Below are 12,899 nucleotides of genomic sequence, written 5' to 3' on the forward strand. Positions count from 1 at the left end.
AGTACTGTTTACTTAAAGTGATCGTAGCCACTCAGATCCCAATCAATCGGTTGGCCATGGTTGTGAAGTTCGAACGTCCCCTTAGGGCGAATCTGTCCTATACAGGTAATCTTAGTGCCACAATGAGCCAGAGCACTCTCGATAGAGCCTTTGTTTCGTTCTGGCACAGTGAAACATAACTCGTACTCTTCACCACTCGACAACGCATACTGTTGAGCATGAGGCACAGAGCCTAAGAACTGAACCAGTTCATTAGAGACAGGTAAAGTAGAAACGTCAAGACTTACACCAACGTGAGAACGTTGCAAAATATGTTTGATATCAGAGATAACACCATCGGAGATATCAATTGCAGCACTCGCTAAATCAAGTAATGCTTGACCGACTAAAACCCTTGGATTCGATAAATAGTGACGCTTTTCTAGCTCCTCCGCACTAGGTTTGTTACCTAAGCTTGGGTCAAGAATGACATCAAGCCCTGCTTGGCTATCGCCTAAATATCCTGTTACATAAACCCAGTCACCAACTCGTGCCCCATCGCGTCGCAGTGCTTTATCGGCATCCACTAAACCTTGCACGGTTAACGTTAAGCTCAGCGGACCTTTCGTCGTGTCGCCACCTATCAATTGAATACCGTAGTAATCTGCCAGTGCAAAAAACGCATCACAAAATGGCGCTAACCACGCTTCATCAGGCTTTGGCATGGTTAGGGCGAAAGAAACCCAAGCCGGTGTTGCTCCCATTGCCGCTAAATCACTAATATTAGAGGCTAACGCTTTATGTGCCACCCAAGCGGGATTGGCACTGGAAAGGAAGTGCGTACCAGCAACTAAAGTATCCGTACTAATGGCAACAGAGAGATTATGAGGGACTTTCACTAGCGCGCAGTCATCACCAGCGGCCAGTATTACATCTTTGCGCTGACTTTGGCGCCCAACAAAGTACTTGTCGATTAAATTAAACTCACCTGACATATCTTTCTTTTTCTGAATTGGCTTAGGCTATAAAAAAGGCCAGCAATTGCTGACCTTTTCATAATCTGAATCGATTATTTCTTACGTACGTGCGGTGCCGCTTTATCTAGCACACCATTGACGAATTTGTGGCTTTCTTCTGCTGCAAATACTTTTGCAAGTTCAATCGCTTCGTTGATAACCACTTTGTAAGGGACATCTTCACGACGAGTCATTTCATACATCGCAAGACGAAGCAATGCTAGCTCCATCATGTCCAAATCTTGCATTGGACGTGCTGTGTATGGGCGAATCTTACAATCTAGCTCGGTGTGACTTAGCACAACACCTGTTAGTAGGTCACGGAAGTATGCAACGTCTGTGTCAGGAGTAGAAAGTGCCGGTTCTGCAGCATGATGTTCTTCTTCATCATACTTACCACCAGACAAAAATTGCTCCTCAATTGTAGCAACATTTTCTTTAGTAATTTGCCAAGAGTAGATCGCTTGTAGAGCGAATCGACGTGCATTACGACGTGCGGCTGGTTTCACACTGGCCCCCATTAGGAATCGATTTCTGAAAGAACGTTTATCATCTCAAGTGCGCTTAGTGCAGCCTCTGCACCTTTATTACCAGCCTTGGTTCCTGCGCGCTCAATTGCTTGGTCAATTGTATCAACGGTGAGTACGCCGAATGCAACTGGAAGGCTGTATTCCAGAGAAACTTGCGCTAGACCTTTGTTACATTCACTACAAACATAGTCGAAATGCGGTGTACCGCCACGAATAACAGTACCAAGAGACACAATTGCATCAAATTTTCCTGTTTTAGCTACGCGTTGAGCAACAAGTGGAAGTTCTACTGCACCTGGGCAGCGAACTACTGTGATGTTATCTTCGCTAACTTGGCCATGACGTTTTAAAGTATCGATTGCACCAGACAATAGACTTTCGTTAATAAAACTGTTGAAACGAGAAATAACGATAGCAATTTTTGCGTTTGGCGCTGGGAAGCCACCCTCGATCACTTTCATAAGCCTTCCTTTAACTATGTTCATCAAGTGAGAATCGCCGGATTCTAGCACAAATCTGTGAGCAATATCTAATAGAAATTAGCACAAATGGGTTTGTAGAAAGTTTCCAAGCGAGAGAAGAAATTCCGCTTCCTTGCTAGGCAACGAAGCAACAGAACGAAAGCTTCAGCTAAAGTTTTGATTCAGTGAAGCTCCCTACAATAAGTCGTTATTCGCAAACGTACTCAACAACGTTCAAACCAAAACCACCCAATGCGTGGTATTTTTTATTGGTTGAAGAGAGCAAGCGCATATCGTGCACTCCAAGGTCTTGCAAGATTTGTGAGCCAACACCAACGCGGCGTGAAGTCCCTTGTTTCTTCGCCAAAGTTGGAGCCTCGCCTTTATCTTGCGCTTCAAACATCTTAACTCGGTGGATTAGGAGATCGGTTGACTCTTCATTACCAAGAATAACCAGCACCCCTCCCTCTTTACCAATACGCGCCATGGCATTATCAAGTGTCCAACTGCGTTCGACATTGCGGTCACTGTGCAAAAGGTCGGTAAAAGTGTCTTGTAAATGCACTCTGACCAATGGCGCCAGATCCGTTAGTTTACCTTTACACAATGCATAGTGGACTTGATTATCTATGGTATCTCGGTAGGTCACTAACTCGAACTCACCAAATTCTGTGGGCAATTTACATTCAGCCACACGTTCGATCGTCGTCTCGGTGTTATTTCGATACTCGATGAGATCAGCAATAGTACCAAGTTTGATGCTGTGCTTTTCTGCAAATATTTCTAGATCTGGACGACGCGCCATCGTGCCATCGTCATTGAGAATTTCAACAATCACACCTGAAGGTTCTAAGCCAGCGAGTCTTGCTAAATCGCAGCCAGCTTCAGTGTGACCCGCACGAGTCAAAACACCACCTTCTTGAGCGGCTAATGGGAATATATGTCCAGGCTGAACCAAATCAGCCGCTTTTGCTTCTTTAGCAACCGCTGCTTGAACCGTTCGCGAGCGATCGGCAGCCGAAATCCCCGTAGTGACACCTTCCGCCGCTTCAATAGATACCGTAAAGTTGGTTGTATATTGCGCATTATTGTCTTGTACCATAGGTGGCAAACCAAGACGCTCACAACGCTCTTTAGTCATGGTTAAACAGATCAAACCACGACCATGTGTCGCCATAAAGTTGATCGCCTCAGGAGTCACTTGCTCGGCAGCCATAATGAGATCGCCTTCATTTTCACGATCTTCATCATCCATCAAAATGACCATTTTCCCTAAGCGGATATCTTCGATAATTTCTTGTGGCGTACTAATTGGCATCTTGGTATTCCTATTGTTATAGCTTAAGCAGATATGTTTTATCGTCGTCAGCAATTATTCTATGCAAAACCGTTCTGCTGTAAAAAGTCTAGGGTAATTCGGGACTCTGGCTGCTGTTCTTGTTGGCTGGTTAGCAGTCGCTCCATGTAACGAGCAAGTACATCAACTTCTAAATTCACTTTCCGCCCAATATGAAAATCAGCGATAGTTGTCTCTTCACCAGTATGAGGAACAATAGTCAGCTTGAAAGCGTTTTTACGTAAATCGTTTACAGTCAAGCTAATACCATCAACTGTGATTGAGCCTTTCTCAGCAACATATTTAGCAATCTCAGCCGGCATCGCGATCCAAAACTCTATCGCGCGTCCAACCTGATTTCGTTCAACAACCTCTCCAACGCCATCGACATGACCAGAAACGATGTGCCCACCAAATCGAGTGGTGGGTAGCATGGCTTTCTCAAGGTTAACTTTGTCACCAGCTTGATAATCTGTAAAACCTGTTTTTTGCAACGTTTCGAGTGACAAGTCCGCGGTATAACTTGTGTCGCTGTAGTCAACTACAGTTAAGCACACACCGTTAGTGGCGATACTGTCACCGAGTTTTACATCTGACATATTCAGCTTACCGACTTCAACGGTAACGCTGATATCTTCGCCTTTTGGCGTTATCGCAGTTAGGGTACCAACTGCTTCTACAATACCTGTAAACATGATTACGATTCTTTTCTGTTTAACTTGGCAACAATGCGGATATCTCTCCCCACCTGCCGTACATCTTGAATGTCTAGATCGATGGCTTGTTCCATCGACGCTAAGCCTAGCGCGCCAAAAAGACCACGCCCATCGCTACCCATAATTTTAGGTGCGAGATAGACAATTAGCTCATCAACGAGATTGTCCTTAATTAGACTACTTGCCAGTGTTGAACCGGCTTCAACCCATAAATGATTGATATTGTGCTGCTCAGAGAGTGTTTTGAATGTTGCTTCAAGGTCGATTTGCTGATCAGCGTTAAGCTTAGGGGTAATGTCTCCACTTGGAGCGACAATAATACGCTCACCAGGGGTAGAAAATAACTTCAAAGCGGGATTAAGCTGTTGCTGTCTATCGAGAATCACTCGAGCAGGCTGGCGTATATTAGTCCTATCGTATTGAGCTCGAACCTTGTTTGGCAAATCGTCCCAGCGAACATTGAGGGATGCATTGTCTTCAATCACGGTCTTACTGGTAGATAGAATTGCACAACTTTTAGCGCGGAACATTTGTACATCATGTCGTGCTTGCGAAGAGGTTATCCACTGGCTTTGACCATTACTCAATGCCGTTTGCCCATCAAGACTCGCCGCCATTTTTAGCTGTACAAAAGGCATTCCTGTTTTCATTTTTTTAATAAAAGCGGGGTTAAGCTCCGAGGCATCTTGCTCTAGTAAACCAACCTCGACGTCGATACCCGCGTCACGCAACATCTGAATACCGCGCCCAGCCACCTTAGGGTTTGGGTCTTGCATTGCACAAATCACTTTTGCCACTTTGGCTTTAATCAAACCTTCAGCGCATGGAGGCGTGCGCCCATAGTGAGAACAAGGCTCTAAAGTCACATAAGCAGTCGCACCGATAGTTTTCTCACCAGCCATGTGCATCGCGTGAACTTCCGCATGGGCCTCACCGGCACGGTAATGAAAGCCCTCTCCGACAACCTGACCATTTTTTACGATCACGCAGCCCACATTGGGGTTCGGTGGAGTGGTATAGATGCCGCCTTTCGCAAGTTGTATCGCTCGCGACATCATTTTGAAATCTTGGGGGGTAAATGTTGCCATTGAGATTCGTTTTTAATCCTCTAACCGAGCGATCTCTTCGCCAAATTCACGAATATCTTCAAAACTACGATAGACGGAAGCAAAGCGAATATAAGCGACCTTGTCGAGCTCTTTGAGCTGATCCATCACTAAATTACCAATCATCTCGCTTGGCACTTCTCGCTCACCTGTCGCTCGAAGCTGAGACTTAATTAGGCTAATAGCAACGTCTACCGCGTCTGCGCTCACTGGGCGCTTTTCTAGGGCACGCTGTAAGCCACCGACCATTTTATCTTCATCAAATGGTTCACGGTTGCCATTCGACTTGATCACCCTTGGCATCACCAACTCTGCTGTTTCAAAGGTTGTAAAACGTTCGCTACATGCCAAGCACTGGCGACGGCGACGAACTTGGTGCCCGTCAGCTACTAAACGAGAATCGATCACTTTCGTGTCATTCTCTGTACAAAAAGGACAATGCATATCACCTCCATATAAGTGACAGACAGTTTACCGGATTAAACAAAGCTAGCAAAAGCAAAAGGGGCTAGATAGCCCCTTTTTCAAACAATCACTTGCAGTTTTTGTTAACTGCGCGGCAAGTAGTTTGCTTTACCCACCCACTTGTAGCTGGTTAACTCTTCTAGTCCCATAGGACCGCGAGCATGTAATTTCTGCGTAGAAACCGCAACTTCAGCCCCAAGACCAAACTGAGCACCATCAGTAAAACGTGTCGATGCATTAACGTATACCGCAGCCGAACCAACTGAGTTAATAAACAGCTCTGAATTTTCAAGGCTGTTAGTCATGATCGCATCAGAATGGCTCGCATTGTGTACGCGCATATGGTCAATTGCTTCTTCAATACCTACCACCACTTTTACGCCGAGGGTAAAGCTAAGCCACTCGGTGTCAAAGTCACCTTCAGCAGCATCACGTAACTCTTTAGCATCGCTTAGTAGCGCCTTAGCTCTAGGCTCTGCGACCAATGCCACCTTGTCATTTAAGCGTGCAGCTAACATAGGTAAAAACTCTGCCGCTACCTTTTCATGTACCAGCAGTGTGTCGAGTGCATTACATGCAGAAGGTCGCTGTACTTTCGCGTTCTCTACCACCTCTAAAGACTTGGCTAAATCAGCACTTTGATCGACAAAAATATGACTGATGCCAAAGCCACCAATAATCACAGGAATAGTACTGTTTTCCTTACACATTTTGTGCAAGCCAGCACCTCCACGCGGAATGATCATATCCACATAGTCATCAAGCCTAAGTAACTGAGAAACTAGCTCTCGATCTGGCTTTTCAATGTACTGAACCGCAGCCGCAGGTAGCTCGGCTTTCGCCAGTGCAGATTGAATTACCTTCACCAGCTCCATATTTGAAAAGAAAGTCTCTTTGCCACCACGTAAGATACTCGCGTTACCCGTTTTTAAGCACAGTGCGGCAATATCGATCGTCACATTTGGACGCGCTTCGTAAATAACGCCAACCACACCTAGTGGCACGCGGCGACGCGACAATGACATACCATTTTCAAGTACTTTACTATCTAGCTCGCTACCAACAGGATCATTTAGGCTAATAACATTACGGACATCATTAGCAATACCCGTTAAGCGCTCAGTATTCAACAGTAGACGGTCAAGCAGTGCTTCCGTCAGGCCCGCTTCACGGCCTTTAGCAATATCTTTCGCATTGGCTGCTAAAATGTTTTCGGCATTGGCTACTAGTTCGTCAGCGATGATAGCCAAAGCTTGGTTTTTTTGCGCTGTAGATGCTGTTGCTAGTTGGAAAGCCGCCTCTTTGGCAGCTTTGCCCATTGAAATCAATTCCACGTTTTCTTTCCTTACTCTTGGATAACAACCATATCATCACGGTGAAGCACTTCATTACCGTAGTCGTATCCTAAAATTCCAATAATATCTTTGCTGTGTTTGCCAACGATTTTTGCCATATCTTGACTTGAGTAGCTTGCAATACCGCGTGCAATCAAGGTGCCTTTATTGTCAGTTACTCGAACAACATCACCACGTGCAAACTGACCACTGACTTTAGTTAAACCTTTAGCTAACAAGCTACTACCTTTGCCCATCACTGCATTAACGGCACCATCATCGATCACTATATCACCTGAAGCCGCTGGGCCGGCGAGAATCCAACGTTTCCGGTTTTCCAATGCTTCAGCACACGGTAAGAATCTTGTGCCGTGTGGCTGCTCACCGAGTGAATCAAATACCACGTTTGGCGCACTTCCAGCAGCAATAATTACTTCAATACCAGCACGACGAGCAATATCCGCAGCTTGCAGTTTAGTTGCCATGCCACCTGTCCCCAGCGTGGTGCCACTACCACCCGCGATTTTACGCAGCGTATCGTCAATGGTTTTGACTTCTTTGATTAACTCAGCGTTAGGATCTTTACGCGGATCAGCAGTAAATAGACCTTTTTGGTCAGTTAACAGCAATAGTTTGTCCGCACTGCACAAGATACCCACCAAAGCCGATAAGTTATCGTTATCACCAACTTTAATTTCACTGGTCGCTACGGCGTCATTTTCGTTTACTACTGGGATAATATCATTGTCGACCAATGCATTAATGGTATCGCGAGCATTTAAAAATCGTTCGCGATCTTCAAGATCGGCGCGAGTTAACAACATTTGACCAATTTTCAGGCCATAAATTGCAAACAGTGATTCCCAAGTTTGAATAAGTTGGCTCTGGCCCACTGCGGCCAATAACTGCTTGCTCGCCATAGAGTTGGGCAGTGCGGGGTATCCTAGATGTTCACGCCCTGCTGCAATTGCACCAGACGAAACCATAACCACTGAGTGGCCTTGTTTTTTAAGCTCAGCACATTGGCGAACCAACTCAACCATATGAGCACGATCCAACTCCAATGTACCTCCAGTTAAAACACTAGTACCTAGTTTAACCACCACTGTCTGAGACTGAGGTGCTTTTCCGCTTTTTTTAGTCATTGCCTTTCTACTATGAAAAAATAAAAATCATCACAATCAAGAATCGCATTTATTGGCGAGAAAGATTGATTAGACCTGATGTTTTAGCAATCTACTGATAAATTCACAAGCAGAAAAGGCGCGAAAAGCGCCTTTTTGGTTAAGAAGAATGATAAGCAAAGAAATTTAGACGAATTCGACAGATTCTTCGTGCATATTAACGGAGATTTCAAACTCGTTGGCTAATGTGTCCACTAGCTTTTGATGAAACACTTCTTGAGTACGAGTGACATCTTCAACGGCTTTTTTGGGTAGTGATTTCGCTTGCCAGTCTCCTGTAGCATCGTAAAGACCAGATCGATAACGCGCTTCAAAAGCTTCACCATTTCGCTCTAACTCTAACCACCAGCCCCAAAATTCACGCTGCTCTGGTGATTTTTTGTCGTTAACGCATACGGACAAGCAATCAAATAAATACGCACCATCTTTACTTTGCGATTCGCGCAAGTAAGGTCCAATAGCTCTCAGTGTCGACAATAAGCGGTAATGGGTCGGACTTTTCGTCTGTTCAGACATAATGAATCTCCATATTCATTTACTTATTTTTATATAGAGCGACTCAGGACTAGAAAGTCTGGGTAGCTCATATAATTAAGTGTTGTCTAAATTAGTCGAAATGTCATCTAATTAGCTCCTCCTCCAACCACTTGATCGCTAAATCGAGGGATTGCTCATACCCTTGTGTAACTGTCTTAGCACTAATTTTCTTGGCTTTCCCGTAATCACTAAACAAAGCGACTAACTGGTTATCACTGTATGGCGAGACCGGATCGTGCTCTAGACTCATCGCCAAAATTGGCACACGCGTCTTGCGGCTTCCAAGAATCCCTTGCACTTTGAGCGACCAAGCCATTAATTGACCCGCTAAGCTATGGATATCTACCGCACTCTTACCAAGCCGCGAAGCCAGAACATCTAAATACATCTTGGGCATTTTCTTCAGCTTCTCTGGGGAGGAAAGTACATCGTGGATAGGCGCCCCAAGCGTGACACAAGCTTTGATTTTCTCTTGTTCCATAAAAGACAAACGCACCATGGCATTACCACCAAAACGGAAGCCAATCAAACCAACACGATGGTGATCGACCCAAGGAAGGCTTTTTAGCTCATTGAGGACGGCCTGATGAAGACAAGAGGTATCTTCGGTCAGGTTCCAGTGAGTATTGTGGCCTATCGATGGCATATCAACGGTTAACATAGCGATGTTTTTCTCAGCTAAGTAATCTCTAAACAGGTTCCACAGATCGGTTTGAAGGCTATCTAGACCAGCAGTAACCATAACTACAGGTTGTGGTTTCTCAGTGCTAGTTAAATGGAGGTGAGCAACAATCGTTTTGCGCTGATAAGGCACTTCGATACGTTTGACGATATATTTGGTTTTATTTGCCGCTTCCGAATAAGCGTTGCTCGCCAATACTTGTGCTTGGATGGCTAAGCTATCATTTTTGAGATGAGGGTAGCCAGCAATACTAAAACACAAAGATGCGTTGAACATTTCATCCGCCACAGCTTCGCCTTTTAATTCAGAGGAGCGCTTTTGATGCAGCATTCCAAGCTTTATCCACTCATAAGTCCAGTTACCACTGTGGTAACCCATCACGGTATCAAGCCACTCCTCATGTGTTCGAGAATGCTTTGAGGCCGCAATTTTTGCGAGGACTGACTCAATCTCGATAGGGTCAAGACCTTGCCACGCCCACTGAAGGCGGCGTAAGTTTCGATACCACTTAAAACCATCCGCTTTTTGCTTTTCCTCTAAGAAGGTTTCGCTTGTTGGCATGTATTGCGTGAGTGCAGAAGTTTCTTTCGCTTGCTTATGATTAGCAAACAGAGACTCCGAGAGGTTCTTACTGACTTCCTCAGGCATGTATTCTGACCTAAATAGTTGCGTTTATTAAATAGTAATAAAAAAAATGACCCAATAAAGGGTCATTTATCAAGAAACTGTCGCTATATTGTTCAATCAGTTATTTTTGCTTGCGATTGATCGGCTCAATGTACTGAATTGACATATCCCATGGCTGTTCAATCCAAGTATCTTGAGCAATATCGACAACATAATCATCAAGCAGCTCAACACCAGCAGGCTTCGCACATACAGCAATCAATTTTGCTTTCGGGTACATTTCACGCAGTTGGCGCGCGGTGTCACCACTATCTACTAGGTCTTCAACAATTAGGAAGCCTTCACCGTCACCTTCTGGTGCTTTTACAACCGTCATATCACGTTGGTGGTCGTGGTCGTAGCTAGAAATACAAATGGTATCAACATGACGAATACCCAGCTCACGAGCCAAGATCGCTCCAGGGACAAGACCGCCACGGCTTACCGCCCAAATGCCTTTCCATTGCTCTGCTGGCATCTGTTTTTCCGCCAATTCACGACAAAGTGTGTGCATTTGGTCCCAAGTGATAATGAATTTTTTACTCATTGTAATAACCTAATAGTTTTAAAATCTGCATCCCCTCAACACGTCAATGAAACTTGGACGATTGCAACAGGCAAGTCTGGGGAAAAGCTACGCAAACGTTTATTTTAACGCAGGCGCTATACAATACCAATGGGGAATTTATCCCAATAACAAAAATAATCGCCATAACAGATGTACTGTTATGGCGAAAATAGCGAACTGACAACAGTTAGCGAACGAAACCGCTAGCTGTCAATTAGGCGACTAGATACTTCATGATGAAGACTGCTGACAGCACCCATACACTGATCGACACTTCACGACCGCGGCCACTCAGTAACTTGATTGCCGCGTAAGAGATAAAGCCAAGTGCGATACCTTCTGCGATTGAGTATGTCAGAGGCATTAGTAGACAGGTGACTACAACAGGTGCCGCTTCTGTCAGGTCACGCCAGTCTACACTGACTAAACCAGACATCATTAGAATTGCCACGTAGAAAAGTGCGCCCGCAGTAGCGTACGCTGGAATCATGCCGGCTAATGGCGAGAAAAATAGCGCCAACAGAAAAAGAACACCAACTACAACGGCAGTCAGGCCAGTACGCCCACCAGCTGCAACACCTGCCGTCGACTCGACGTAAGAAGTCGTGCTAGATGTACCAATCATGGCGCCTACAGACGTTGCGGTTGAATCAGCAAGTAGCGCTTTGCTTAAGCGCGGAAGCTTGCCATCTTCTTTAATAAGATTAGCTTTTGTCGCCACACCGACTAACGTCCCCGCAGTATCGAATAAATCGACAAACAAGAAAGCAAACACAACCGAGATCATACCCACTTCAAATACATCGACAATATTCATTTGCATAAAGGTTGGCGCAACACTTGGTGGCGTTGACATAATACCGCCCCACTGAACATCACCTAGAATCAAACCGAGCGCTGTAATAATCAGAATCGCTATCATCACTGCGCCGCGTACACCGCGGTAAACCAAACCGATAGTTAGGAAGAAGCCTAGCGCCGCTAGTGCTGGCTGCAAACCGGTAATGTGGCCAAGGCCGACTAAGGTTGCAGGGTTATCAACAACAATACCTGAGTTTTGTAGGCCAATGAACGCAAGGAAAAGGCCAATACCGGCAGAGATCCCCGTTCGCAGTGACATAGGAATCGAGTTGATTATCCATTCACGTACCTTGAAAATACTCAAAGCCATAAAAATGATACCCGAGACAAATACAGCACCCAAAGCCACCTGCCAAGAATGCCCCATACCTAGGACAACCCCATAGGTAAAGAAGGCGTTAAGTCCCATACCTGGTGCCAGTGCAATTGGGTAGTTGGCAACAAAACCCATAATAAAACAGCCGATTGCTGCTGCAAGACAGGTGGCAACAAATACAGCGCCTTTATCCATACCGGCGTCGGCAAGCATCGCAGGGTTAACAAAGATGATGTAAGCCATCGTCAAAAAGGTAGTAATACCTGCAATGACCTCAGTTTTGACGTTTGTGCCGTTCTCACTGAGTTTGAACAGTTTTTCGAACATGATCGAATCCTAAAGGGTAAAAGTAAACGGTTGCGTAATCGATTGGCTCGAATTATAAAGTCATCAAATAGTAAATTCCAGATAGAATTACGACTCTAATCAATATTTCTGGTAATCATAGCCTCTTTCAAACACCAATAATGGTGGATGATAAGTAAAAAAACTTTATGTTTCATAAAGTAAAATGATTTATTCCTTAAATTTCAAAAAGGTGCTTTTTTATACCATGTTATAAACTTTCAACGATATTTAGGATATTTATGCGGGATGCGATATGTGTTTATGCGAATAAAACAGAGAGATATGAGTTAGCGGTGGGAAACCACAGAGTTTGTGGGCAAATTGTGAGCGCACCTTTGCTTAGATAAAAAAACGCCACTCAATTTGAGTGGCGGTTGAATCATGTCAGCTATACAGAGCTGTAAAAAAATTCCAATAATAGGGGTGAACATACTGTTCGAGAATCACAAGCTTGAGGTTAGTAACCAAAGCTTGTTGGGTAAGTAAAGCTGCCTGTGTAAACAGAGTTGTTTAGCCAGAATGCTGCACTTGGTAAACCTTTCATAACTATCACCTTCTAAATCAATTAAAACGGATTACAAATATTGATTTCTCGGTTCCTTGGAGGCGACAAATCGGACTCATCCTTTGAGCATTTTCTCTTCGCTTTGGAAGTTGGTTACAAATATACCTTAAAGAAATTAAATTACAAGCTTTAAAGTGACGAAAGTCACAAATAATTTATAAACTGACTTAGATCAATTCAATCTTGTAATTAAATTACAAATATATCAGTTTATTGTTTGAGTTTAATA

13 protein-coding genes are annotated in these 12,899 nt (G+C 44.4%); all 13 read right to left on the reverse strand.

The genetic code is table 11. The features are described from left to right. Nucleotides 1-8 precede the first annotated feature (8 nt). Complete coding sequence (thiL, locus tag ZX61_RS00675; RefSeq protein WP_049842811.1) at nucleotides 9-974, reverse strand: thiamine-phosphate kinase; 966 nt, start codon at nucleotides 972-974, stop codon at nucleotides 9-11. Between the two features lie 74 nt (nucleotides 975-1,048). Further along, entirely contained in the window at nucleotides 1,049-1,516 is a 468-nt protein-coding gene (nusB, locus tag ZX61_RS00680; RefSeq protein WP_049842812.1) for a transcription antitermination factor NusB, read from the reverse strand. Beyond that, entirely contained in the window at nucleotides 1,516-1,986 is a 471-nt protein-coding gene (gene ribH, locus ZX61_RS00685) for a 6,7-dimethyl-8-ribityllumazine synthase (protein WP_004415274.1), read from the reverse strand. The genes nusB and ribH overlap by 1 nt, the downstream gene beginning before the upstream one ends. 208 nt (nucleotides 1,987-2,194) lie before the next feature. Next, nucleotides 2,195-3,304, reverse strand: coding sequence for a bifunctional 3,4-dihydroxy-2-butanone-4-phosphate synthase/GTP cyclohydrolase II (gene ribBA / locus ZX61_RS00690; RefSeq protein WP_049842813.1), 1,110 nt, complete (start codon nucleotides 3,302-3,304; stop codon nucleotides 2,195-2,197). 59 nt (nucleotides 3,305-3,363) lie between these two features. Then, the gene (locus tag ZX61_RS00695) at nucleotides 3,364-4,017 is read right to left on the reverse strand and encodes a riboflavin synthase (protein ID WP_049842814.1); all 654 of its coding nucleotides are present in this window, start codon (nucleotides 4,015-4,017) and stop codon (nucleotides 3,364-3,366) included. Nucleotides 4,018-4,019: 2 nt separating this feature from the next. Then, complete coding sequence (ribD, locus tag ZX61_RS00700) at nucleotides 4,020-5,126, reverse strand: bifunctional diaminohydroxyphosphoribosylaminopyrimidine deaminase/5-amino-6-(5-phosphoribosylamino)uracil reductase RibD (RefSeq protein WP_049842815.1); 1,107 nt, start codon at nucleotides 5,124-5,126, stop codon at nucleotides 4,020-4,022. Between the two features lie 12 nt (nucleotides 5,127-5,138). Then, nucleotides 5,139-5,588 (reverse strand): transcriptional regulator NrdR, encoded by a 450-nt coding sequence (nrdR, locus tag ZX61_RS00705; protein ID WP_049842816.1) that lies wholly within the window; start codon nucleotides 5,586-5,588, stop codon nucleotides 5,139-5,141. A gap of 104 nt (nucleotides 5,589-5,692) precedes the next feature. Further along, complete coding sequence (locus ZX61_RS00710; RefSeq protein WP_049842817.1) at nucleotides 5,693-6,943, reverse strand: glutamate-5-semialdehyde dehydrogenase; 1,251 nt, start codon at nucleotides 6,941-6,943, stop codon at nucleotides 5,693-5,695. A gap of 11 nt (nucleotides 6,944-6,954) precedes the next feature. Beyond that, on the reverse strand, nucleotides 6,955-8,088 hold the full coding sequence (gene proB / locus ZX61_RS00715) for a glutamate 5-kinase (protein WP_049842818.1): 1,134 nt from the start codon (nucleotides 8,086-8,088) through the stop codon (nucleotides 6,955-6,957). Nucleotides 8,089-8,253: 165 nt separating this feature from the next. Then, nucleotides 8,254-8,643 (reverse strand): sigma factor-binding protein Crl, encoded by a 390-nt coding sequence (gene crl / locus ZX61_RS00720; RefSeq protein WP_049842819.1) that lies wholly within the window; start codon nucleotides 8,641-8,643, stop codon nucleotides 8,254-8,256. 103 nt (nucleotides 8,644-8,746) lie between these two features. Continuing rightward, nucleotides 8,747-9,994 (reverse strand): esterase FrsA, encoded by a 1,248-nt coding sequence (gene frsA, locus ZX61_RS00725; protein ID WP_049842820.1) that lies wholly within the window; start codon nucleotides 9,992-9,994, stop codon nucleotides 8,747-8,749. A gap of 100 nt (nucleotides 9,995-10,094) precedes the next feature. Then, the gene (gene tet(34), locus ZX61_RS00730) at nucleotides 10,095-10,559 is read right to left on the reverse strand and encodes an oxytetracycline resistance phosphoribosyltransferase domain-containing protein Tet(34) (RefSeq protein WP_049842821.1); all 465 of its coding nucleotides are present in this window, start codon (nucleotides 10,557-10,559) and stop codon (nucleotides 10,095-10,097) included. A gap of 235 nt (nucleotides 10,560-10,794) precedes the next feature. Next, nucleotides 10,795-12,084: an NCS2 family permease gene (locus ZX61_RS00735; RefSeq protein WP_049842822.1), complete on the reverse strand. Its 1,290-nt coding sequence runs from the start codon at nucleotides 12,082-12,084 to the stop codon at nucleotides 10,795-10,797. Nucleotides 12,085-12,899 lie beyond the last annotated feature (815 nt).

This window comes from Vibrio sp. VPAP30 (assembly GCF_001188205.1).
Taxonomy (GTDB): domain Bacteria; phylum Pseudomonadota; class Gammaproteobacteria; order Enterobacterales; family Vibrionaceae; genus Vibrio; species Vibrio bivalvicida.

Excerpts from the sequence above, each read along its gene's own strand:
- thiL (WP_049842811.1), bottom strand. The coding sequence starts at position 974 with ATGTCAGGTGAGTTTAATTTAATCGACAAGTACTTTGTTGGGCGCCAA.
- nusB (WP_049842812.1), bottom strand. The coding sequence starts at position 1,516 with ATGGGGGCCAGTGTGAAACCAGCCGCACGTCGTAATGCACGTCGATTC.
- ribH (WP_004415274.1), bottom strand. The coding sequence starts at position 1,986 with ATGAAAGTGATCGAGGGTGGCTTCCCAGCGCCAAACGCAAAAATTGCT.
- ribBA (WP_049842813.1), bottom strand. The coding sequence starts at position 3,304 with ATGCCAATTAGTACGCCACAAGAAATTATCGAAGATATCCGCTTAGGG.
- ZX61_RS00695 (WP_049842814.1), bottom strand. The coding sequence starts at position 4,017 with ATGTTTACAGGTATTGTAGAAGCAGTTGGTACCCTAACTGCGATAACG.
- ribD (WP_049842815.1), bottom strand. The coding sequence starts at position 5,126 with ATGGCAACATTTACCCCCCAAGATTTCAAAATGATGTCGCGAGCGATA.
- nrdR (WP_049842816.1), bottom strand. The coding sequence starts at position 5,588 with ATGCATTGTCCTTTTTGTACAGAGAATGACACGAAAGTGATCGATTCT.
- proB (WP_049842818.1), bottom strand. The coding sequence starts at position 8,088 with ATGACTAAAAAAAGCGGAAAAGCACCTCAGTCTCAGACAGTGGTGGTT.
- crl (WP_049842819.1), bottom strand. The coding sequence starts at position 8,643 with ATGTCTGAACAGACGAAAAGTCCGACCCATTACCGCTTATTGTCGACA.
- frsA (WP_049842820.1), bottom strand. The coding sequence starts at position 9,994 with ATGCCTGAGGAAGTCAGTAAGAACCTCTCGGAGTCTCTGTTTGCTAAT.
- ZX61_RS00735 (WP_049842822.1), bottom strand. The coding sequence starts at position 12,084 with ATGTTCGAAAAACTGTTCAAACTCAGTGAGAACGGCACAAACGTCAAA.